This window comes from Acinetobacter sp. LipI_15, assembly GCF_058242865.1.
Map to the genome: position 1 here is coordinate 1487426 of NZ_JBZAYN010000001.1, position 24969 is coordinate 1512394.

18 protein-coding genes and 2 pseudogenes are annotated in these 24969 nt (G+C 38.8%); 7 read left to right on the forward strand and 13 right to left on the reverse strand.

Annotated features, from left to right (window positions below):
* Positions 1-35: 35 nt before the first annotated feature.
* A pseudogene (locus AC4CU0_RS07195) lies at positions 36-1591 on the reverse strand (phospholipase D family protein).
* Positions 1592-1716: 125 nt separating this feature from the next.
* Between AC4CU0_RS07195 and AC4CU0_RS07200 the strand changes: the two are divergent.
* The 3 genes from AC4CU0_RS07200 to AC4CU0_RS07210 all read left to right on the forward strand — a co-directional run bounded on the left by AC4CU0_RS07200 (position 1717) and on the right by AC4CU0_RS07210 (position 5348).
* Positions 1717-2832, forward strand: a complete 1116-nt coding sequence (locus tag AC4CU0_RS07200) for an S-(hydroxymethyl)glutathione dehydrogenase/class III alcohol dehydrogenase (protein ID WP_168377538.1) — start codon at positions 1717-1719, stop codon at positions 2830-2832.
* A 291-nt stretch (positions 2833-3123) separates the two neighbouring features.
* Positions 3124-4143, forward strand: coding sequence for a flavin reductase family protein (locus AC4CU0_RS07205; protein ID WP_490742793.1), 1020 nt, complete (start codon positions 3124-3126; stop codon positions 4141-4143).
* A 35-nt stretch (positions 4144-4178) separates the two neighbouring features.
* Positions 4179-5348, forward strand: coding sequence for a fatty acid desaturase family protein (locus AC4CU0_RS07210; protein WP_490742794.1), 1170 nt, complete (start codon positions 4179-4181; stop codon positions 5346-5348).
* Between the two features lie 493 nt (positions 5349-5841).
* Here the strand turns inward: AC4CU0_RS07210 and AC4CU0_RS07215 are convergent, their stop codons facing one another.
* Positions 5842-7425, reverse strand: a complete 1584-nt coding sequence (locus AC4CU0_RS07215; RefSeq protein ID WP_490742795.1) for an ATP-binding cassette domain-containing protein — start codon at positions 7423-7425, stop codon at positions 5842-5844.
* A gap of 701 nt (positions 7426-8126) precedes the next feature.
* On the opposite strand from AC4CU0_RS07215, the gene AC4CU0_RS07220 reads away from it, so the two are divergent.
* Both AC4CU0_RS07220 and AC4CU0_RS07225 read left to right on the forward strand, forming a co-directional pair.
* Positions 8127-9212 (forward strand): 3-deoxy-7-phosphoheptulonate synthase, encoded by a 1086-nt coding sequence (locus tag AC4CU0_RS07220; RefSeq protein WP_490742796.1) that lies wholly within the window; start codon positions 8127-8129, stop codon positions 9210-9212.
* Between the two features lie 270 nt (positions 9213-9482).
* Complete coding sequence (locus AC4CU0_RS07225; protein ID WP_490742797.1) at positions 9483-10673, forward strand: PilT/PilU family type 4a pilus ATPase; 1191 nt, start codon at positions 9483-9485, stop codon at positions 10671-10673.
* Between the two features lie 97 nt (positions 10674-10770).
* On the opposite strand, the gene gcvH is transcribed toward AC4CU0_RS07225, so the two are convergent.
* From gcvH to AC4CU0_RS07280, 11 genes are all read right to left on the reverse strand, one after another.
* Entirely contained in the window at positions 10771-11145 is a 375-nt protein-coding gene (gcvH, locus tag AC4CU0_RS07230) for a glycine cleavage system protein GcvH (RefSeq protein WP_078193810.1), read from the reverse strand.
* A 72-nt stretch (positions 11146-11217) separates the two neighbouring features.
* The gene (locus tag AC4CU0_RS07235; protein ID WP_490742798.1) at positions 11218-12246 is read right to left on the reverse strand and encodes an AraC family transcriptional regulator; all 1029 of its coding nucleotides are present in this window, start codon (positions 12244-12246) and stop codon (positions 11218-11220) included.
* Between the two features lie 149 nt (positions 12247-12395).
* Complete coding sequence (locus AC4CU0_RS07240; RefSeq protein WP_490742799.1) at positions 12396-12845, reverse strand: MaoC family dehydratase; 450 nt, start codon at positions 12843-12845, stop codon at positions 12396-12398.
* The gene (locus AC4CU0_RS07245) at positions 12823-14697 is read right to left on the reverse strand and encodes an ABC transporter ATP-binding protein (RefSeq protein ID WP_490742800.1); all 1875 of its coding nucleotides are present in this window, start codon (positions 14695-14697) and stop codon (positions 12823-12825) included. Before AC4CU0_RS07245 ends, AC4CU0_RS07240 begins: the two co-directional genes overlap by 23 nt.
* Positions 14698-14792: 95 nt before the next feature.
* Positions 14793-16076, reverse strand: coding sequence for a GGDEF domain-containing protein (locus AC4CU0_RS07250; RefSeq protein ID WP_490742801.1), 1284 nt, complete (start codon positions 16074-16076; stop codon positions 14793-14795).
* A 315-nt stretch (positions 16077-16391) separates the two neighbouring features.
* Positions 16392-17648, reverse strand: a complete 1257-nt coding sequence (locus tag AC4CU0_RS07255; protein ID WP_490742802.1) for a mechanosensitive ion channel family protein — start codon at positions 17646-17648, stop codon at positions 16392-16394.
* Between the two features lie 243 nt (positions 17649-17891).
* A complete protein-coding gene (locus tag AC4CU0_RS07260) occupies positions 17892-18428 on the reverse strand; it encodes a DUF2058 domain-containing protein (protein ID WP_168377529.1) in 537 nt (178 codons plus the stop codon).
* 12 nt (positions 18429-18440) lie between these two features.
* Positions 18441-19115, reverse strand: coding sequence for a YoaK family protein (locus tag AC4CU0_RS07265; RefSeq protein ID WP_180003692.1), 675 nt, complete (start codon positions 19113-19115; stop codon positions 18441-18443).
* 34 nt (positions 19116-19149) lie between these two features.
* Positions 19150-20343, reverse strand: coding sequence for a serine/threonine transporter SstT (gene sstT, locus AC4CU0_RS07270; protein ID WP_490742803.1), 1194 nt, complete (start codon positions 20341-20343; stop codon positions 19150-19152).
* Between the two features lie 204 nt (positions 20344-20547).
* Positions 20548-22284, reverse strand: coding sequence for a SulP family inorganic anion transporter (locus AC4CU0_RS07275; protein WP_490742804.1), 1737 nt, complete (start codon positions 22282-22284; stop codon positions 20548-20550).
* 303 nt (positions 22285-22587) lie between these two features.
* On the reverse strand, positions 22588-22905 hold the full coding sequence (locus tag AC4CU0_RS07280) for an ArsR/SmtB family transcription factor (RefSeq protein ID WP_078193801.1): 318 nt from the start codon (positions 22903-22905) through the stop codon (positions 22588-22590).
* 282 nt (positions 22906-23187) lie between these two features.
* Between AC4CU0_RS07280 and cysK the strand changes: the two genes are divergently transcribed.
* Positions 23188-24186, forward strand: a complete 999-nt coding sequence (gene cysK, locus AC4CU0_RS07285; protein ID WP_490742805.1) for a cysteine synthase A — start codon at positions 23188-23190, stop codon at positions 24184-24186.
* A gap of 619 nt (positions 24187-24805) precedes the next feature.
* Positions 24806-24913 (forward strand): annotated as a pseudogene (locus AC4CU0_RS07290) (cation transporter); the annotation flags it as partial.
* Positions 24914-24969: the final 56 nt, after the last annotated feature.

Here is a 24969-nt window from a genome sequence, read left to right on the forward strand (position 1 = left end):
CGAGGGCAATTCAATCATTTAGCAGTACGTTGTCATTACATCATCCATTCAATCGGGAGGTATGACACTGCTTTTATACTAAATCGTTGGAATCGAGTTGTTTCAGGTTCATGGGTATAGGTTTTGGTTTTTCCATTTTTTTGATGCTCTAACCAAATGATTTCGCCGTTTTCATCCAGTTTTAATTCATACGCAATTTGCGGTAAATATTGGTTTAATGCGGCAGAAATATCGTTTTGTAATCGATCAGATTTAACGACTAGTCCAACTTCCGAATTTAAATTTGCGGAACGTGGATCAAAGTTAAACGATCCAATAAACACCATTCCGTCGATATCGAAAAATTTGCATGCAAACTAGAGGCATTTTTGCCTTTTGCAGGGATGATATTTCCCGTCATGACCTCATACCATGTGCGTTTTGAACGCTCTATATAAGGTTTAAATTCATATAGTTTCACGCCATTTTCGAGTAAATCTTTGCGATATTTTTGATAAAACGCATGAACGACAGCGACGTCATTGGCTAAAAATGAATTGGTTAACACACGGACTTCTACATTTTTGCCTGCAAGACCCGTCAGAAAGTCAGTTCCTTGTTGCGTGGGAACAAAATAAGCTGAAACCAATTCCATACGTTCCTTGGGCTGTCCCATCAAAGTAGAAAATTGGTTATAAATTAATTCTTGCTCTTTAGCCTCACCACGAATTTTATTCGGACTATCCGCAATGAAATGTGCTTCGGCCCAATTCACCGGTATTAGTTTAAGCTGAGCCGCCAGTTGTTGCTGTGCATAGTTAATGCGCTGTTGATCTTTAGTCAACGTTGTAGAGTTTTCTTGGTATTGTTGTCTTAATTGACTTAATTCTTCTTTTGTACCTGCACCAATCCATTGTTGAACAGAATAACTTAAATCATCATTCCAAAAGTTCAAAAACACCTGATTGGCTTGTTGAATAGCTTCGACATAGAAAAGGATATCCAAATCTGTAAATTGAAAACTTTCACTGGCATCAAAATATTCATTACTGATGTTACGACCACCAGTTACGCCCATAAAACCATCGGCAATAATTAATTTATTATGCATACGATGGTTAATGTGCTTTAAGCGAAATGCATAATCAATGACACGTAATTTTCTGAATTTATATGGATTAAACAGTTTGATTGAAATGTTGGGATGAGCTGAAAGGGATTTTAAGGTCGGATCGAGTTTCGTCCCGTTTTGATCATCAATTAGTAGCCTTACTTTTACCCCACGGTCAGCGGCATGCAGTAATTCTTGAAACATCAGGTGTCCAATAGCATCATCTTCCCAAATGTAATATTGCAAATCGATGGTGTATTTTGCATTTCGAATCAAATGTAGGCGAGAAGCAATGCTTAAGAAGGCATCATCTAAGGCTAAATAAGCCGTTTGTTTTTGTTGTAATTTTTCTAAATCTGTAACAGACGTAATCCATTTTTCTGCATGTGATTGTATAGGGACATCTTTTTTTGACTGATTGCTAGGTAAGCTGCATCCAGTTAATAGGCTGATCGAAACAGTTAAACCGACAGTACAACTTATTTCACGTAATTGTATCATTCGAATAGCATTAATCATTCCTTGAAAAATTCATCATAACATCATGTTTTAAGGTTGTATTTAGGCTTAAAAAGAGGTTACTGTAACTCATCTGTTAATATAAGCCATACAGGATGTTTTTAGACATGAAATCACGTGCAGCCGTTGCTTTTGGACCGGGTCAGCCTTTAGAAATTGTAGAAATTGATGTGGCACCACCGAAAGCAGGTGAGGTTTTAGTCAAAATTAGCCATACAGGTGTGTGTCATACAGATGCATTTACATTGTCAGGTGATGATCCTGAAGGTGTATTTCCAGCTATTTTAGGGCATGAAGGTGCAGGTGTTGTGGTTGAAGTCGGTGAAGGTGTGACTTCAGTGCAACCGGGTGATCATGTTATTCCGCTTTATACTGCAGAATGTGGTGAATGTTTATTCTGTAAATCGGGTAAAACGAATCTTTGTGTATCTGTTCGAGCAACACAAGGGAAAGGTTTAATGCCAGATGGTACAACACGTTTTTCGTATAATGGTCAGCCGATTTATCACTATATGGGTTGTTCAACATTCTCTGAATATACTGTGGTTGCAGAAGTGTCTTTGGCAAAAATTAACCCTGAAGCGAACCATGAACATGTATGTTTGTTGGGTTGCGGCGTAACTACTGGTTTAGGTGCAGTTAAAAACACCGCTAAAGTTCAGGAAGGTGACTCAGTTGCAGTCTTTGGTTTAGGTGGAATTGGTTTGGCTGTGGTACAAGGTGCTAAAAAAGCCAAAGCAGGTCGTATCATTGCGGTAGATACCAATCCTGACAAATTCAAACTGGCTGAAGAATTTGGCGCTACAGATTTTGTTAATCCAAAAGATTATGAACGTCCTGTACAGGAAGTGATTGTAGAAATGACGGGCTGGGGCGTCGACCATTCATTTGAATGTATTGGCAATACCAATGTGATGCGCTCTGCTTTGGAATGTGCTCACCGTGGTTGGGGTCAATCTGTGATTATTGGTGTGGCTGGTGCAGGTCAAGAAATTTCAACCCGTCCATTCCAATTGGTTACTGGTCGTACTTGGAAAGGCACTGCATTCGGTGGTGTTAAAGGTCGTTCACAATTACCGGGTATGGTAGAAGAAGCCATGTCAGGTGAGATCAAACTTGAACCATTCGTGACCCATACCATGGGGTTGGATAAAATCAATGAAGCGTTTGATTTAATGCATGAAGGTAAATCAATTCGCTCTGTTGTGCATTTTGAAGACTAAACATTGATTTAAATATTATTGATTTATCTACTAATCATTAAATATTAATGCGTTAACTTTCACTGTTTTAAAAACTAGGCTTTGGCCTAGTTTTTTTTATTTGTGTTGTTACGACAAATCAGAACTTCAAATTTGGATTTGCAAAAAGTGACAGATTGTTAGACATAAAATGATAAAAAATGCCAAATGACAGATTTTGTCCCGAATTCACATGGTAGGAAATTAGCACTAAACATAAGGTAAGCATAATTTAAAAACAAATGTATATTAATGCATTATCCGAGGCAAAAAATGACAACTACAAGTTACAAGCCTGAGTGGATTCGGGAAGATTTTATTGATTTTATCGGAGAGAAATTTGATGCAATTTGGGCCTACAAACGTGTAAAAGCACAATTGGTCAAATCACGTTGTGTGGGGATCGGGTTTTATGAACTGAGTTTTTTAGCGAATCACAATTTTAAGGCAGCAAATTATCGACCAGGCCAATGTGTTCTGGTGACAGTTGTCAAAGATGGTGTACGTCATCAACGTAGCTATAGCGTCGTCGAAATTAATACATCTGGTCATGTGGTGATTGCAGTTAAACAGCAAGGCAAAGTGTCCAATTGCCTGACGCAATTAAAAACAGGTGAGGTTGTTGAATTATCGCAACCGCAAGGTGAGTTTGGCTTAAAGCTAAATTCGGATCGACCAATTTTGCTGCTTGCTTCTGGTAGTGGCATTACCTCAATCATGGCTTTGTTTAAACAAGCAATTCAGCTTGGGCGTACGGTTGACCTGATTTATTTCAATCGAGATGATGCTTATTTGGATGAATTGATTCAACTGGCGAAGCAATCTAACCATGCACATTTACATGGGATTAATACGCTGAAAACCAAATTGCATATCACACCAGAGGTGCTAAATTACATGGTCCCTGATTTTAAGCAGCGAGATTGCTATGCCTGTGGTGCAGCGCCAATGATGCAAAGCATTGAGCAACTGTATCGTGAGTTCAAGCTTTCAGATTATTTATACACTGAATATTTTCAAATGATTGCTGATGATTCAGTACCTGCTCAACCTGTCACTTTTAGTTTAGCCCAGCAAGATTTTTTAGCAGAAGGTAACTTACTTGAAAGTGCTGAAAAAGCCGGTTTAAAACCTGCGCATGGCTGTCGGATGGGTATTTGTAATACTTGTTCGTGTACCAAATTACAGGGTTCAGTGAAAAACTTACTCACTGGCGAAATCGATCATGCGAATAACACACAAATCAAATTATGTGTCTCTCAGGCAATTTCACCTGTACGTATTCAACTCTAACCCAAGCCGCATAAAAACAAATCAGGGGCATCATCATGAATCAATCGATATATATTCGTCCGAATAGTAAGTCACGTTATTTATCTCCAGAACAAACTGCTGAATTTGGCGAAAAAGTTGAGCAAATTCGCCGTGAAATCATGCAGAACGTAGGTGAAAAAGATGCAGCGTATATTTATAAAATTCGCAATTTTGTCCGTTATAGCGAGATTGCTTCTCGTGGCATGTTGATGTTTGCAGGTTATATTCCGCCGGTTTGGTTAATGGGTACGGGTTTATTAGGTATTTCTAAAATCGTAGAGAACATGGAACTCGGTCATAATGTGATGCATGGTCAGTTTGATTGGTTAAATGACCCGAGTTTAAATGGTGCTAACTATGACTGGGATACTATTGCCACGGGTCAAGACTGGAAATATACCCATAACTATGTGCATCATACCTATACCAATATTGTGGGTATGGACCATGATGTCGGTTATGGTTTGATCCGTGTGAGCGAATCGCAAAAGTGGGAGCCACGCTTCCTTTTTAATATTCCACTGGCTGCTCAACTCATGGTTTTCTTTGAGTGGTATGTCGGCATTCAACGTTTACATTTAGAAGATGTTATTGCGTATAAAACCAAAACTTGGAAAGATGTATGGCATGAAGCGGCCGATGTACGTCAGAAAATTAAGCGCCAAGTGATTAAAGATTATGTGTTTTTTCCGCTTATTGCAGGTCCCAATGCGATTCCTGTCTTTGCAGGAAATGCTGTAGCCAACGTGATTCGTAGCTTATGGGCTTCCGCTGTCATCTTTAATGGCCATTTTACTGAAGATGCGGAAAACTTCGAAATGGACAATACCGAAAACGAAACTCGAGCAGAGTGGTATCTCCGTCAAATTCGTGGCTCAAGTAATTTTAGTGGAACACAATGGTTGCATATACTCAGTGGTAATTTGAGTCACCAAATTGAACACCATTTATTTCCAGATATGCCTGCGAATCGCTATGCAGAAGCCGCACCTAAAATTAAAGCACTTTGTGACGAATATGGTATTCACTATAACGAAGCCAGTTTTATCAAACAATTTGCAAGCGTTTGGGTTCGCCTCGCGAAATGCTCAGTGCCGAATGACTGGAGAGCCGAAATCAAGGAACGTTCAGCATCACTTCAACAGCATGTTAAACAAAAAATCATGAAGAAAATCGGGCGTTAAAACACAGTATTGTTTAGCAATATTGTCCTAAGAGATCTTAAATTAGAAGCTGAAGCTACGTATTAACATCAGAAACGTAATTTGATTCAAATAAAAGAACGATACACGGTAATGTCATCCGCAACTGTTTGAGACAGGACTACTTCTCATCAAAAATGTTTTTGCGATACTTTGAATAATTTGACGCTAGTGAACGAGTTTAGTCGGTGAGGTGCATTGCACCGCAAGATGGTTTCCTTGCGAAGCTTTGCTTCTCATTTTGCCTAATGAGAAACATCGTTTCGTAAGAGTACCTCCAGCCGAAGGCTAATCTCTTTATCTAAACCCTAGATGTAAGACTCCGTCGAATAGACTGAAAAAGCATTTTAAAAATGCGAAATTACTTTTACGTGCGTAATATCAGTTAAATAAGAACGATTTCTAAAGCAGCAAATTCGCCAAAGTAGCGTTCATCTACTTTGGCTTTTTTTTAGATATTTCTAAAAAATAAGAGCTATTCAACTAATTGCACGCTATTCTGGATGCCACAAGATTCTACAAAATATGCATCATGTGAAACGAGGATCACCGCACCTGTATAGTGCTGAATGGCTTGAGCCAATAACACTCTAGACTCTATATCTAAGTGGTTTTCAAGTTCATCTAACAATAAAAGCTCAATATTCGGTGTTAAATAATTTAAGCCCAACAAGGTCACTTTTAAACGTTCACCACCACTTAAACAGTGAAATGACAGTTCCGATTTTTGACCACGGATTCTAAGTTGACCGAGTTGATTACGCCATTCCATTGATGAAACCTCACGATTAAACTTTGCTAGATTGTCTAAAACACTCAGTTCTGGTGATAAATCACTCAAGTTTTGGTCTAAATACAGGGTATTTACCGACAAAAATATTTCATGGGTAGACTGTGATGTGATCTGACTCAGATACTTTAGAAATGTAGATTTACCAATACCATTTTTTCCTTTTAAATGAATTTTTTCACCTGCCTGTAAGGCCAAGTCGAAAGGCTGGTGCTGAGATGTTTTGCTATGAAAATGTTTAACTCTTAAGATTTCTCCTGTTTTTTCAGCGTGATGTTGAAAAACGAATTGCTGCTCTTTAACATGTTCAAGTAGATGCTGTGACTGAGTCAGTTGAGATCTCTTTTCTTCCAATTGCTTCTGCTGTTGCGTTTGAACTGTCGCGAGGCTTTGACCTGCTTGTTCCTTTTTGAAATCAAGTAATATTTTAGCTTGTGAGCTTGACTTGCGTAGGACACGCCCTTGTTGTTCTCGTTTTTGCGCTTTCATCTGTGTTTCGTGTTGCTGTAATTTGAGTTGTTTTAACTCACGCTGATGCTGTAAAGCATTACGCTGTAAGGCTTTATTTTGCAGATCATTTTGTTGAAAGTAGTCTTCATAGTTACCAGTAACATGACTGAGTCCAAACTCATTTAAAGCATAGATATGCTCTACATGTTGCAGCAATTCTCGATCATGACTGACAACAAATGCACCGGCAGGATGGTTTTTTAAGCGATCAATGAGCCAGAAACGTGAGGATGCATCTAAATGGTTACTTGGCTCATCCAAAAGTAAATAATGGTCAGTTTTTAAAAATAATGCACACAATGCCAATTTGGTTTTTTGACCCTCACTCAGCTGAGCGACTGGGAAATTTAAATCTGTTGGTAGTGAAGCTTGCTTAAGTTGTTGCTGCCATAGTGCAGGACGGTGCCATTGGTTTTCAGTCAGCTCAAAGTCTTCAAAACTGGCATTGCCTATTTCGATACGTTGAAATGAGTCATATAAATCTTTCACACCGAGTGCAGAAGCAATCGTGTCAGCTTCTAGTCGAGAAAATTGTGATAAATAGGCATGTGGTACATTCCATGAAATTTCACCTTCATAGGGGAGATCTTTCAGATTTTGCGCATGTAAGATTTTAAGGATGCAGGATTTTCCTAAACCATTGCGACCAATACATGCCGAAAGTTGTTGTTGATTGAGGTTAAATTTCAGGTTTTTAAAAAGTGTTTTGGATGGAAATTCCAAGCTAAATTTGGAAATTGTACAAGCCGTTTGAGTCATAGATGCACCTTGCGATAGCAAAGATGCGCAATACAAATAACTAATTTTATTCTATAAAAAGACAATATTTGAGAAAATGCAGTCGAAGTCATTAGCCATGTGTTTGCACATCAAAAAAATGGATTTGATGATGAAAAAAACAGGGCTTACTTCATTGGCAAATACTCGAATTTAAAATGAATGAAAAAAGGTTGAAACAGCGGAATAATGTTGTGCAGTCTAATAAATGTTTATTTATTAATCAATACATCAAATTTTAAAAATAGGTCGCAATAATTGACAGCAGAGTTATTTAATACAACAAAATAGCAAAAAACTATTGTCAAACCGATGAATACAGCGTATTTTGGTTTTCAGATAGATACTTTTTGATGAAATCAAGATGTTAAAGCAACCTTTAATCTCAAACGCATATTATTACTTTTGGCAGTTTAGATAATTGCCTGAACGCGTTCGGGCATGAAAAAGGTTGCCCACCAAGTTTATACCTGATCGGCAACCCTGATCAGGTTTTTTTATGTCTTGATTTTTATAATATTTTTGGAGAAATCTCATGTTTACAGTAAATAATTCATATTTTAGCAACGGTTATTGGTTTTACTTTAGTCAGTCTATGTCTAAAGCCTTGAAGTCCCAAAGTCCCATAACGCTCAGATAAAAGATCGGGCTGTTAATGTATACAGTCCAAAGGAATAGAACCAATGAATGCGCTAAATACAGCTTTACAACAAACTCAAAATTCAGAAATTCAACAGAAATCTACACAGCCAAAAGAAACACTTTTGAGCTTGCCTCATCAACTGAAAAAACAATTACCCTTATCAGTTCATGCTGCTGAACAAATTGCTGCACATCGTGCAACGATTCAAAATATTTTGACGGGTCAAGACCCGCGCCTAATGATTATTACAGGTCCATGTTCAATCCATGATCCGATTGCTGCTTTGGAATATGCTGAAAAATTAAAACAATTACAGGCACAGGTTTCAGATCAAATTTTTCTTGTGATGCGCGCATATATTGAGAAACCACGTACTACAGTGGGCTGGAAAGGCTATATGTATGACCCAAGTTTAGATGGTTCATCTAATATGCAGTTGGGCTTAGAAAAATCACGTGAGCTGTACTTACAAATTATTGAAATGGGTTTGCCGATCGCCTCTGAAATTTTAAGCCCAATGGCGACGGGTTATTTTGATGACCTTTTGGCTTGGGGTGCAATCGGTGCGCGTACCAGCGAATCACAAATTCATCGTGAAATCTCGAGTCATATGCCATATAGCATCGGTTTCAAAAACGGAACAGATGGCTCAATCCAAATTGCTCTAGATGCCATTCAATCTGCTTCGCATCCACACCAGTTTTTAGGTATGAGTCAAGCCGGATTACCGTGTATCTTAGAATCCGTTGGCAATCCGCAAGCACATTTAATTTTACGTGGCTCCAATACAGGTCCAAATTATAGTTTGGCTGAAATAGACAAAATTCGCAGTAAAGTAAAAGGCGATTTACCAGCTTTAGTGATCGATTGTAGTCATGGTAATAGCTATAAAGATCCAATGAAGCAACCTGAAGTATTACGCACAATTGTTGCGGAGCGTGAGCATACCCAAGTGCGTGGTGTGATGTTAGAAAGTCATTTAGTGGATGGTAATCAAAAAATTAGTTGTGACATGACTTATGGTCAGTCTGTAACAGATGGATGCTTAGGTTGGGACAAAACCATTGATTTGATTCAACAGGTTGCGAATGAACTTCGTGCATCACAAATCAAACGTAGTGCTTAACAATCCAGAGCATACTTAGTCTGAATTGATGTAGCCCAAAGCCTTAGAACATTGATTGTTCTAAGGCTTTTATTTTGAAATTTACTTTATTGTTTACTGCGATATAAAAATTGAAAAATGGCATATTTCCTAAAATATATACTGATAATTCAGTATTTTATGTTTGAGTGAATCACACTTTTTATGCACAATAATGTCTAAGCCCAATACAGCGCCAGAAATAATGAAAATCTGTGCTTGGGTGTTTGAAATTTTATATTGGGGAAGTTGATGTACACTGCTGAATTGTTGGAAGAAGCAAGCCGTTTTATGTTCCACATGTTAACAAAAGTGGTTGAATATGGTGGTTCTGATTTATTTATTACGGCAGATTTTCCACCAAGTATTAAACATCAAGGCATGATGAAACCCTTTGGGCAGCAAGAACTTGATGCTGAGAAAACAAAGCTTTTCGCCTATAGTTTGATGAATGAGAAGCAGCGCAAAGAGTTTGAAACAGAACTAGAATGTAACTTTGCGATTAGTGTGCCAAACGTTTCGCGTTTTCGTGTCAATGTATTTCAGCAACAGTTACATGTGGGTATGGTCATTCGTACCATTACGGCAGAAATTCCAAATTTTGAAAAGCTTAAATTACCAGCATCGCTTAAGCACGTGATTATGGAAAAACGTGGTCTAGTTTTAGTGGTTGGCGGTACAGGTTCAGGAAAATCAACCTCTTTAGCGGCGCTGATTGATTATCGAAATGAAAACAGCGCAGGGCATATCATCACTGTTGAAGACCCAGTGGAATATGTGCATAAGCATAAAAAATCAATGATTACGCATCGTGAAGTCGGCGTAGACAGTCATTCGTGGCATAACGCCTTAAAAAACACTCTACGACAAGCGCCAGATGTGATTTTAATCGGTGAAATTCGTGACACCGAGACTATGGAACATGCGATTGCCTTTGCTGAAACAGGGCATTTATGTTTAGGTACGCTACATTCAAATAACGCCAATCAAACCCTAGATCGGATTATTAATTTCTTCCCAGAAGAGCGAAGAAATCAATTGCTTATGGATTTATCTAGCAATATGAAAGCGATTGTTTCTCAGCGTTTAATTAGGACTGAAGATGGCAAAGGATGCCGGGCAGCCGTTGAAATCATGTTAAATACGCCGCTTATTTCAGATTTGATTTTGAAAGGTGAGTTTCATGAACTAAAAGCGATCATGGCAAAATCTCGTGAACTTGGGATGCAAACTTTCGACCAAGCTTTATTTGATTTATATAATGACGGCGCTATTTCTTATGAAGAAGCTTTAAGAAATGCCGATTCAACTAATGAATTACGTTTGCAAATTAAACTGAAAAGTTCACGTGCAAATGGTACTTCAGCGGCTGCGCAATCTTTTAGTATGGTTGAAGAAAAGAAAGAAGAACCTGAAAGTACCGAAGCTTCGGAAGAAATATAAGCTGCATATTCATGCAAATGGTATATAAGCCAATTCAGCCATCATATTGAAATAAAAAAATCAGCCTGAGGGCTGATTTTTTAGATATTAGAAATATTTACAGGCCAGCTTCATATTGTTCACTGGTCAATAAAGCATCTACATCAGCCATATTGTCTGGTTTAATTTTATAAATCCAACCTTTGCTATAAGGCGCATCGTTTACAAAATCTGGATCATCTTCAAGGTCTGGATTGACTTCAACAACCACACCAGAAACCGGAGCATGAATATCAGAAGCGGTTTTTACCGACTCAACCACACCCGCTTGTTCGCCAGCAGTGATATGTTGACCAACATCTGGTGCTTCAACATAAACTAAATCACCCAATGCGTCTTGTGCATGATCAGAAATGCCTGTAACAACAAGGTCACCTTCAATTCGCACCCATTCATGTGTACTTGCGTACTTTAAATCTGAAGGATGATTCATTGATAACTCCTTAAATCCATTAAATTCATTTTTGGCATGAGTTATACATGCTTTTTACGTAAAACAAAAGACTTATAAGTACGGATCTTTACGCCAATTGCTTGGGCTACGACCACTCCAACGCTTAAAAGCACGGCTAAAATTGGCGACATCGCTATAGCCCAATTCATCAGCAATTTGCTCTAAGGTAAAATCAGTCCGTGATAGAAGCGAAGTAGCATGACGGTAGCGAACTTCGTCAACCAATGTTGAAAATGAAGTCCCTTCGGCAGCAAGTTGGCGTTTAAGGGTTCGATCGGACATGTGTAGCCGTTCAGCAACACTTTCAATACTTAAATAGTGCTGCTCAGAGTTGGTTAAAATGTCACGAACGCTCATGGCAATACGGTGGCGTTCGCCCAAAGCAGAAAGTTCAGCTTCACATTGGTTAATCGCGATTTGACTGGCAATCGGGTCTGCATGGACCAATTTATTGGTTAAATATTGCTTATCAAAACTAAGTAAGAGATGTGGCTGATCAAATCTAAATTGGTGTCGTGGATATTTGGCAATAAACCGCTCAAAACCTTCAGGTTGAGGGAAATCAAAATCAATTTCTCCCGCAGAATAATCCACACCGGTAATTGCTTTGCCCATGCTGATCATGCCAAAAATTAAGGCAATTGAAATCTCAGTACGTAAAGGCTCAATCGTAACGTCGGTTTGTAGTTGAACAGTCGCTTTGGTTCCAAATGTCGAGAAAAAAAGCTGTAAAAAGGGCATGCGTAACTGAATAAAACGGTTTGCCAAGACTAAGGCATCGGTTATGTCCTTCGCCGTCATGATGGCATAGCCAATAAAACCATGTATCGAGATGCGCATTTGGTTGCCTAAATGAAAACCTAATGTTGGCTCACCAGTTAAACGTAGTGCGTGCTCTACCAATTGATTGGCGATGGGTGTTGGAATACGGAAATCTGGTTCAGCCAATTGTTCGCTGTTTAATCCGAAGGGACTAAATAATGTCTCTGCAGTGTAGCCCCATCGAGAGACCACATCTAAAAGGAGCAATCCATACACTCCGGGAATACCCTGATCCTGACGGGAATTAATTGTTTTCATAGCGTTCCGTTGCAATGCGGGTTTTTCTTCTGTTCAAGCTTATATTGGCATGATTCTGTGTTGTATCCCACAAAAATTGTTGGACAAACTGACTAGGCTCAACTATTTATAGCGGCCTACCTTAGCATTGTAAAGTAGGCCATTAAGGATTAATTCGCTTTAAATTCTTTGGAAAAGACCACAATTTTGGTCGTAGACATATACAGAATGTCATTATGCTGATTGAGCGCTTGAGTGACATAGGTCACAATGCCGCGGTCTGTCTTACTTTTCGATGGCGTAATTGCAGATATTTCAACTTCTACACGAATTTTATCCCCCGGACGTGTTGGGCGCGGCCAACGCAGACTTGATTCAGAGCCAATTAAGCCATAAGCCACAGGGAAACATTCAGTCCATAAGCGCATTGTTACAGCAGCAGTATGCCAACCACTTGCCGCTAGCCCTTGAAAGATCGGGTGCTGTTGGGCTTTGACTTCATCTATATGAAATTCCTGAGGATCAAAAGCGTTGGCGAATTGCTTGATTTCTTCAACAGTCATTTCATATTCACGACTGCTAAAGTGATCACCAACTTTAAGGTCTTCCAGATACAGCATTTTCATCTTCCTTTGATTCTACTTTATGTTGTTCTATTAAAAAGCCACCGGTTTGACGCTGCCACAAGTGTGCATAAATACCATTCAAAGCGACAAGCTCTTCATGAGTGCCTTGCTCAGCAATACGTCCTTGATCCAAAACAATCAATCGATCCATTTGCGCAATGGTTGAAAGTCGATGCGCAATGGCAATCACAGTTTTGCCTTGCATCAAATCATCTAAACTCGATTGAATCGCGGCTTCGACTTCTGAATCGAGCGCACTTGTGGCTTCATCTAAAATTAAAATCGGTGCGTCTTTTAAAAATACCCGAGCAATCGCAATACGTTGACGCTGACCACCTGATAATTTTACGCCACGTTCACCGACAAATGCGTCATAGCCACGTTGGCCACGTAAATCGATCAATTGAGGAATGAATTCGTCAGCTTTCGCTTTACGCACTGCATCATACATTTCTTCATCGGTTGCATTCGGGCGACCATATTTAATATTTTCTTCAACTGTACGATGCAATAACGAGGTGTCTTGGGTCACCAATGCAATATTTTTTCTTAAGCTATCTTGGGTAATATCTTCTATATTTTGGCCATCAATCGAAATACGACCATGATTGATATCATAAAAGTGGAGTAAAAGTTGAATTAGTGTTGATTTTCCGGCACCCGAACGCCCGACAATACCAATTTTTTCACCTGGTCGAATAGTTAAATTAAATTGATCGATGACATTTTTATCATTATAAGCAAAACTGACGTCCTCAAATTTAATTTCGCCTTGCGGTACTTTTAAGTCGGTTGCATCAGCTTTGTCTTGAATCTGAATTGGGCGACCCATGGTTTTCATCCCATCTTGAATGGTCCCGACATTTTCAAATAGGGCAGACGTTTGCCACATCATAAACTCGGAAATACTACTGAGTTTTAAAATCATAGCGGTCGCTGCTGCAATGACCCCAAGCTCAGCTTGACCATCCATCCAAAGCCAAACGGCTGTTCCAAGTACGCCACCATATAAAACAATGATCAGCAAATTCGTCGCGATGTTGTATTTTGCTGCAAGACGCATTTGCTTATACACCGTCACCATAAATTCTTTCATTGAGGCTTTGGCATATTGGCTTTCGCGGCCCGCATGGGCAAATAATTTTACCGTTTGAATATTAGTGTAAGCATCGGTGACACGACCAGTCATTACTGCGCGTGCATTGGCTTGTTCATTTGAAATTTTGCTCAATTTTGGGATGAAATAGCATGCAGAACCAATAAATAAAGCCAGCCAAAGTAATAACGGAACAATCAACAGTGGCGATATAGCACCTAAAATCACGGTGATCGAAATCAGGTAAATGAAGACATAGGCCAACATATCCCCAAGAATAATCCAAAATTCACGTACAGCCAGTGAAGTTTGCATGACTTTGGCAGATAAACGACCAGCAAAGTCGTTGTGGAAGAAATCTAAACTTTGTTTCAGTAATAAGTTATGAAATCTCCAACGTAGACGCATTGGAAAGGTGCTATATAAAATCTGATGTTTAATAATGGTTTGAAGGCAAGAAAACAAGATATTTGCCAATAAAATAAAGCTTAAAATGGTCAGATTGGTCTGGTGCTGCTGTAAAAAGGTTTCAGGTTGAGACTTACTGATCCAATTGACTAATTCGCCAATTTTGGAATAAAGCAGTGCTTCAAAACTCGCTACACCTGCTGTACAGAGTACCAATAACAATAGGTATTTTTTTACACCCGTCGCAGCTTGCCATACAAAGGGGAAAAATTTTGTCGGCAATGGTTTATTCAAGTCCTGTTCAGGATAAGCGTCAACTAAATTTTCAAACCATTTAAGCATGCAGATAACCTGAGAATTTTGCTGTAATTAATCTTTCTTTCTTCAGCTCTAAGTGTAATGGATTCGCTGGTTTTTCTCCATTTTGATTTGTTTATTTACTTAAAAGCTTGGCTGCAAAAGTTCATAGAATTAAAATGTACAACCCGATTACGACCTTGGCGTTTTGCTTCGTATAGAGCAATATCGGCCTGTTTAATTAACTGATCAAGTTTGGCGTGGTCAGGGTCAATTTTGGAAACACCAATGGAGATCGAAAATTTCAGCAATTGACCATCTATATAAAACTGGTATTGTTCCATTTTATGTCTTAACCGTTCAGCAATTTTTAATGCATCTTCTGGGACGGTATAAGGCAAAAGTACAATAAATTCTTCACCCCCGAAACGCGCCAATATATCGTAAAAACGCATTTCTTTACGCGCAATTTCAGCAATTTGGCATAACACTTGATCGCCGACATCATGTCCGTATTGATCATTAATCGCTTTAAAATGATCGACATCAAAAATCAAAAGACTGGTACAGACCGTCATTGGGGTTTCTTGGATTTTTTTATTGGCAGCATGTACAAATTGGCGACGATTGCTTAACTGGGTTAATTCATCCGTATGGGCAATTTTGCGCAGGGTATGAAAGTTCCAGTCATCTAGCAGCGCTCTTAGAAACGTTTTACGAGAGTTGAGCGTAGAGTTCCAGCAGATATACATACTGAACAGCAGCACAGGAACGTACACCAATAAAAATATTGTAAAATCACCAAAATCATTAATGCGCCATGCGCCAAAAAGGATCGCTGCCGTGATCATGGCTGAGGTCATAATCGAAGGGCGAAAATGCACATGAATACTTAAATTACCCAATACGATCAAAATAATGGCGGCATATTGATAGCTATGAACCAGTTCATTTTTCGACTGAAGTAATATCTCAAACCAGAGGATTGCAGAAAGGCAAGTCGCTAGTGGTAATATTAAATCGAGCAATTTAATCTGTTTGATATATTTAAACAGAACATAGTTCAGGCTAAATGCACCAATAATAGCAATGATACGAATCACACCTGAAAGCATTTCTACGTCTGGCAGCACATAGCGATCTGCCCAAAAATAGATTAAAAATGCCAATTGAGCGAAATAGTTGACCTGTTTTAAATAGTCTTTCTGGTTGTAGTACAAAAATTTGTAATAAGCATTTTTAAACTGTGCCGGAATACGTGCAATCGGGTCGGATAAAGCACGCTCAATACGAACACGATTCTCTAGGTCACATGCTTCTGCCTGTATGAGCGTATGTTTGGCAGAAGTGCGATTCATCGATTCTATGAGTAATTGTGATTCGTTTTTAACTGATTTCCGAGAAGGTTGATTGGGGCCTTCCATGATCAAGTTCCTATTTTAGAAGCGTTTTTATGCAACTGTTAACAAATAGTATCTAAAAATGTCTACATTTGTATAGTATTTGTTCTGATTTTTTAATTATATTTAGTTGTTTCGGATGAATTATATTTTTAAGGAATCGAGCGATTAGCGCATTTATCTGATTCGCTTTTATTCCTTGTATCGCATGATCTAAAGTAATTGCGGAAGTAGAGGGGGGTAACCGATAGCCCCCATGTATATTCAAAAGCCATTGTGACTTTTTTAATTTGCAGAATTTCTCCTTTGAATATACATGGGGAGAGGAAAGTTTAGCTCTTAACTTTTATCGGCATTTGGTTGAACGAGGTCTTTAAAATCGGCACTAGAAGGAGCTTGATAGATTTTAAGTCCAAACTCGGGTGTGATTGCAATCAGATGGTCAAAGATATCAGATTGAATCGCTTCATAATCTTTCCATGCAATTGTTTTACTAAAAGCATAAATCTCTAAAGGTATGCCTTCACTCGTGGGTTGTAACTGACGCACCAAAATCGTTTGGTGTTGGGCAATGCCTGAATGCTGTTGTAAGTAGAATTCTACATAGGCACGAAAGGTCCCAAGATTGGTTAAACGGCGCTGATTATATTTCGATTGATTTGAAAGTTGCTGATTAAACTGAGCAAGCTCTTCATGCTTATGATCAAGATATTGATCTAGTAATAAAAATTCTTTGAGTTTGTTTTGCTCATCCTGTGTCATGAAATGAATAGAGCTTTGATCAATATAAAGTGAGCGTTTGATACGACGAACACCTGACTGAGCCATACCACGCCAGTTTTTAAAGGTATCAGTCACCAATTTATTGGTTGGAATCGTGGTAAAAGTCTTATCAAAGTTCTGCACGGTTATGGTATGTAATGACATATCAATGACATCGCCATCTGCATTAAGCGACGGCATCTCAATCCAGTCACCAATTCGCACCATATCATAAGAAGAAATTTGTACCGAAGCCACCAGTGACAAAATGGTGTTCTGAAAAACCAACATAAGCACGGCCGCCATAGCACCAAAGCCTGCGAGTAATGTAAATACATCTTTTTTCAGGAAAGTACCTAAAATCATCAGGCCACACACCAAAAAAATGATCAATTTGACCAACTGCAAATAGCCTTTAATCGGTTTGTTTCTAGATTTTGGATTACGTTGGTAAATCAGATTAAAAATATTCAGTAATTCAGAAATTGCCAAAGCAATGGTCAAGAAGATAAAAGCCTGACAAGCCATCTGCACGATTGAAGTAAATTTCACAGATAAATGTGGGACTGTAGTTATGCCATTTAAGATCACAATTGCTGGAACAATGTTAGCAAAGCGTTTAATCACACTATGTTCTGACAAAATTTGACTATGGCTAAAGGCCATTTTAGATACGAGCTTTCGAATACCACGCACCACAATTTGCTTGGCGATAAAATTTGCAATAATGGCAAAAACAATAATGAGACTGAGCGAAGTCAGCATTTCTAGCCAAGGGTATTGATCTGACCAATCTTGAATATTTTTAATGAACTGAATTTTTTCCAAAATCATCCTACTCTTATTGATGTAAATGAAAGGGTTAATGATCAAACTATTGTAATTATGATGATTATATAAGCAATTTTATACTCGTAAACTTTACGGAGTTACGACATGTATAGTCCATAATGTTACTTATTGGGTGCTAAGAAATGATTTTTTGAAGGTATAACCGATATTTATGGACTGAAATGGATGAACGTTGAGCTAAAAAAAAGCTCCCAAATTGGGAGCTTCATTGCTGATTTGAAGTGCTTACCACATTAAATCATCAGGAATCACATAAGCTGCATACGGATCTTCTTCATCCGTGGTTTGCTCATTCACTTCAGAATTATTCACAATAATAAAGCCTTCCATTTTCGCATTAATACGGTCGGCTAATTCTTTTGGTAAAAAAGCATAGTTGCTATTTTCCCGTGCAATAACAAGACTACCCGCAACAAGGGCATTATAAATTTGCTGATTGATATAAAGCTTTTTAATCTTGGCATCATCGATAAATTGATAGGTCGATTCGCCATCGGTATCACGAATTTTATGCTGATTAATCATTTGCATGATGGCAGCTTTTAATTCTTTTTCTTGCAAAACGGCTTTACGATCTTGCTCTAAAGCATGATCTTTGGCCATTTTCTGCTGCTGATCTTGCTCAATTTTCGCCTTGATTTCAGCATCTTTACTTTCACCAGTACGTTTTTCATGTACGGCTTGTTTTGACAATTTTTTTGCCTTTTTATTATCGACCAGACCTGCTTTAAGCAGTTGCGCCTGTAATGCATTTTTAACCATAGTACGTTCCAACTAATCGTGTATATGTCGATAATGAAAATAGATGATCCAATATACTGCGCTCATGACTAAACTGAGTGCGGCAGGAATCAGGAATGCGTTTAATTTTAAATAAGGATAAAGCCAACTGGCAAGTATGCCACCGACGATAAATCCCGCTAAAATTAATAAATGTAAGACCACACGTTTAGACTCAACCGAAAGTCCACGAGCTTTATAACCCAAAGCCAAACCTAAGTCCGTCAAAACACCAGAGAGGTGTGTGGTACGAATAATGGTGCCTTTATAGTGGCTGACCATTGCATTTTGTACACCCATCGCCACACATGCCCAAAGCAAAGCGTAACGTGGAAAATAGGGCAATAGTAGCCAACACAGGACAATAAAAAAAGCCACCAAGCTTAATGGGACGCCATAACGTCGGGTTAAGCTAAAGTGACTATTTCCAAGAATAAGCCCACTATAAAATGAGCCAATCACATAACAGAGCAAGACTAAAATCAAATAAATAATCGTAGCTGGCTGCCATGCAATGAAGGCCATGGCTAACATACTGACATTACCGGTCATGTGAGATACCGACTGGTGCAAGATCGTCACCAGCCCGAGTACATTAATCATTCCTGCATTCACTGCGAGAAAAAAAGCACCCAGTTGTATCCAAAGCGGTAAAGTTTGAAAAGGCATGGCCTCGCCTTAAAAAGTATCCAATATCAGGATATTATCTTAAACCACGGTCTACTGCAGCTGTAAATAATACGTCAGTCGAAGAGTTTAAAGCTGTTTCAGTTGAATCTTGAAGTACACTAATGACCATACCAATGGCAACAACTTGCATCGCGATATCGCTTGAAATACCAAACAGGCCACAAGCCACTGGAATAAGCAGCAATGAACCACCAGCAACACCTGAAGCACCACATGCAGAAACGGTAGCAACGACTGATAAAATCAACATGGTGCTGAAATCAACAGAAATGCCCAAAGTATGAACTGCTGCTAGAGTGAGGACTGTAATTGTGACTGATGCACCTGCCATATTGACAGTTGCACCTAAAGGAATTGCTACACTTGCAGTTGATTCGGGGACACCAAGACGCTTTGCAAGGTCAAGGTTTACAGGAATGTTTGCAGCAGAACTACGCGTAAAGAATGCAGTGATACCACTTTCGCGTAGGCATTGGAAAACCAATGGGAACGGGTTTGAGCGAGTCATAAATGCCACCATTAGTGGGTTAATGACCAAAGCTACAAAAAACATGGTACCGAGTAATACAGCAAGTAAGTGCGCATAACTAACAAGCGTTTTTAGACCTGAGTCGGCAAATGTAACAGCAACCAAACCGAAGATACCGACAGGTGCAAAGTTAATCACTAAACGGATTACTTTATTCACTGCATCAGCAGCGTCAGATAAAAAGACTTTGGTGTTCTCTGATGCATGACGAAATGCAATACCTAAGGCAAAAGCCCAAGCCAAAATACCAATGAAATTTGCTTCAGAAATTGCTGTAACAGGGTTTGCGACAAAACTTAATAATAAGTTTTTCAATATTTCAGCAAGACTGCCTGGCGGCACAAGGTTTTCTGCAGCAACATCAAGAATTAATGTACTTGGGAATAAAAGGCTTGCTACTACTGAACTTAAAGCAGCAAGGAACATACCAATAGCGTACATCAACATAATCGGTTTAATGTAAGAATTACTGCTGCCCACTTTGAAATTTGCAATGGATGACAGTACAAGTACAAAGACCAGTATCGGTGCTACGGATTTCAATGCCTTAATGAATAAATCACCAAGCAAACTTAAATAGGGTGCAACGCCCGGAGCGACGACAGCAACCAATACACCTAAAATAATGGCGATAATAATTCGGGTTACTAAACTCAAGCGTGTAAATGCTGAAAACATAGGAGAGCCTTGTCAGAATTACAATGACAAAATGATGAAAATTAGCCCTGTATTTTATACGAAAATGTGGAATGCTTAAAAAATAATTTAATTTAAAAATAAATCTTTGTTTTTTATAATCTATTTTTGTGTATTAAAATGTAAACCCTTCAAAACTCACTGTTTATCAAATTCGCATTGATTAAACAGTGAGCTAATAGGCCTTTAAATTTGGTACTCAGAACTGGCTGTCGCAAGCTCAGTAACGGCTTGATAGTGGGTGAGAAAAATTTGACCACTCAAATGCGTGAGTAATTTTGAGTGCTGCAATTTGTCCATGACAGGACCTTTGACCTCGGAAAAATGCAGTCGAATATCTAATTTTGATAATTCAGCATTTAAATCTTCCAACATTTCTAAGGCACTGAGGTCAATTGAACTGACGCTTGAGCAGTTGATAACAACATGTTCTAGGTCAATATTTTCACTGACTTCATTGATCAGGAAACCTTTAAGCGTATTTGCATTTAAAAACGAGATATTTTCATCTATACGGAGCGAGAGAATATGTGGTGCGGTATAGACATGATGGCGCTGTACATTGCGGAAGTGCTGTGTGCCCTCGACTAAACCGATCACCGCAATATGTGGACGACTAATGCGCCATAACAACAGAATAAAGGTAGAAATAATACCAATAATGAGACCAGTAGAAATGTCGATACACACCACACCGAAAAAGGTCACCCACATCGCAATCCCGTCAGCTTTTGAATAACGCCATGTATCCACAAAAGGTTTAAAGTCGACTAATTTCCAAATGGAAACAATAATTGTGGCCGCCAAGATCACTAAGGGTAAGTCTTGGAAAAACCCAGTGAAGTAGAGACTGACAACGATAATCAGCAATGACGACAACACGCCAGCCATCGGTGTTTTCGCACCTGCATCTGCATTAACCACTGTACGCGATAAGCTACCTGTCACAGGAAAGGCGGAGCTAACCCCAGCGCTTAGATTGGCTAAACCTAGAGCGACCAACTCTTGGTTACTGTTGAGTTGGCTTCGTTGTTGTAAGGCAGTGGCTTGGGCAATAGACAGTGACTCAACAAAACTGATCATGGCAATCATTGTTGCACCGGGTAATAAGGTTTGTACCAGTTCCCAGTTCCAATGTGGAAAGCTTAAGGGTGGAAATCCTGAAGGAATTTCACCGACGGTTTTAATGCCGACATTTTGCAGGTCAAATAACATCACCGATGCAATTGAGATCACCACGAGTATCAGTGGCAGTGCTTTACTTAGAAAGGCAGTAGAGCCGAATCGAGATTGAATTGATTGAGTGGCCAATATTTTCGGCACATAGATTAAAAACAGTATGGCCAGCACACCAAAGATGAGTGAAGCAAAGTGAGTTAAACTCAGGTATTCCCACAAACTTAAAACAAACTCAGGGATGTTGTTGGCTTTTAGCGGGACATCGACGAGAAACTTAAACTGACCCAGTGCAATGAGCAGAGCCGAAGCAATAATGAAGCTTTTAATGACAGGATGACTGATCAACTGAATTAAAAAACCGAAACGGAGTACACCTAGCAGCAGAGAAATCAGCCCGACCATTAAGGCCAAAAGTGTCGCTGCTTCAATATAAACAGGCGAACCGACTTCAAATAGTGGATTGAGCGTGGCGAAGGTCATCATCGAAATGATTGCCACAGGGCCAATCGATAAGGTTGAGCTTCCACCAATGAGTGCGTAGACAATCATCGGTAAAATACTGGCATATAAACCCATGATTGGGGGTAAACCTGCCAGCATGGAATACGCCATACCTTGAGGGACTAACATGGCAATCACGATCAGCGAAGCAAGTACATCAGATTTAAATTTCACAGTGCTGTAGTGCTGTAACCACTGCCAAGCAGGAAATTTCTGTAAGAAATGAGGTCTTAAATCTGACATAAACTTATCTAAATCACAATTTCATATATATTATGCATAAAAAATGCTAAGAAGTCTTGTGCAATAAATTTTGACCGTACAATATTGCAGGAAATTTAAGGGGATATTTAAGAAGCCATCATTTTAAATGAATTAATGAAAAGGATAAGCTGTTTTAACGCTTAGGATATTCGAAATAATTATTGATATTTAAAAGAAGTCTGGAGGGTAAATTAAGGTATTGAATTGCTGTCCATTGCGATAATTCATCTATAGTGGTGCAAGAACAGCATGTCTGGCTTGAAATTTTAAAATAACTGAGTGTTATTTATAAGATTGGTTGCAATACAATTGGTAAAGAGTATTGAGAACTTGAACTAAATTTGCATCTTTAATTGAATAATAAATTTGCTTTCCATCACGACGCGTGGTCACAACATCACTTTTGCGTAACATCATCAGTTGTTGTGAGAGGGTTGGCTGTTTAATATCAGTGATTTCTTCAATCTGAGACACATTCAATTCTTGCTGTGCTAGATGACATAAAATTAGTAGACGATCCGTATTTGCCAGCGACTTTAAAACGCCCACGACTAATTCGGCAGAATCACGCATAGTAGTGATTTCCAGATCGGTATTCATTGGATATGTCCATACGATTAACAACAGCTCAAGTATACGGATATCACGGCTTAATACATTGAATAAATAAGACAATTTCTATGGTTTTTTATGAAATAAAATATCATTAATTTTTATAAGTTTAAATTTAGTTAATCAGTTAAATTTATTGCTTGATTTTAGTGCAAGCTTTCACAAAATGCACATAAATATAAGACATTAGCTTAAAAAATCATGCACACTTTGAAAATAATTGTATGATCTAAAGATCGTATTCAATAAATACACAAGGGATAAATAGTCATGACAACAGATTCAGCTTTTCCAGCAACGAGTAATTTAGGTATCGCAGTATATAGTAATAACGCTGAAGCGATTGGTAATACACCTTTAGTTCGTATTAATCGTGCGATTCAGTCAGAAGCAACGGTCTTGACTAAAGTTGAAAGCCGTAACCCAGCATTTTCAGTGAAATGTCGTGTAGGTGCAGCTCTCATTGCAGATGCAGAAGAAAAAGGTTTATTAAAACCGGGTATGCATATTGTAGAACCTACAAGTGGTAATACAGGGATTGCTTTAGCATTTGTTGCAGCAGCGAAAGGTTATGCAATTACATTAACCATGCCAGCAAGTATGAGTATCGAACGCCGTAAGGTGTTGAAGTCTTTTGGTGCAAATCTCGTATTGACTGAACCTGCTAAAGGCATGAAAGGTGCGGTCGAAGAAGCACAGCGCCTCGTTGCCGAACATCCTGAAACGTATTATTTACCACAACAGTTTGAAAACCCTGCAAACCCTAAAATTCATGAATTGACCACTGGCCCAGAAATTTGGGAAGCGACCGGTGGTAAAGTGGATATTTTAGTTTCAGGTGTAGGTACAGGCGGTACGATTTCAGGCATTTCAAGCTATTTTGAAAAAGTGAAAAATCAGCCGCTTTATTCTGTTGCGGTAGAACCGGCTGAATCTCCGATTATTGCCCAAGCGAAAAAAGGCGAAACACTGACTCCTGGGCCACATAAAATTCAGGGGATTGGCGCTAACTTTATTCCGGGTAACTTAGATCTAGACCTTGTTGATGAAGTGATCGGTATTGAAAGTGCTGAAGCAATTGAGTGGGCGCGTAAAACGGCTACTCATGACGGTATTTTAGTGGGTATCTCTAGTGGCGCGGCAATGGCAGCTGCGGCAAAACTTGCTGCACGTCCTGAGAATGCAGGCAAAACCATTGTGGTCATTTTACCGGATGGTGGTGAACGTTACCTTTCTTCCGTTTTATTTGAAGATATTAGTGCTGACTAATAATTCTGACATGAAAAAAAGCCCGTTCAATTGAATGGGCTTTTTTATTGATGATTTCGTTATTTATAAGTATCTTAAGCCGGGTCTTGATCATCGTTTTTGGGATTTTGTTGTTTTATTTTTCGTTTAGGCGGTTCATATCCTAACTTTCGAGCGATGTATTTAAACAGGAAGCCTAAGAGTATGCATATCGTGACAGCAGGGATAACCACTTGAGTGAGCCAAACATCAATATGATCTAGACTCCAACTTAAAATTAAAAAAGCACATAAATATGCGCAGTTAAAGCAAATGTTCGACAGTTTGTACATGCGAAAGAGAGTAATTCGTTTGGTGGTCACGAATCTCTATCTTACTGAATAATGAGGAAAGGTGTATTTTTAATATCAGAAAAATAAACTAATTGAATAATCATTATTCAATATTATTGATTATGTTTTTAAATCTTCGCAATTCTTTATACCTTAAAGAAAAGCCTTGCTGTGAGTCAGAAAAACTTGACCTTCCCATTGTGGTAAAGTTTAAGCTATAGCCTAAAACAAGCACATATGATTGGGATTTTGCCATGACAGATTCGACAGAACGCAAACTTTTTGATGGCACACTTGCTATTGAAGGGATGACCTGTGCTTCTTGTGTGGCACGGGTGGAAAAAGCCTTAAAAAAAGTCGATGGCATCACTGATGCTCAAGTGAATTTAGCCACTGAAACAGCACATGTTCAGAGTGATAAAAATGTGGATTATTCTGCTGTAATTCAGGCCGTTGAAAAGGCAGGTTTTGG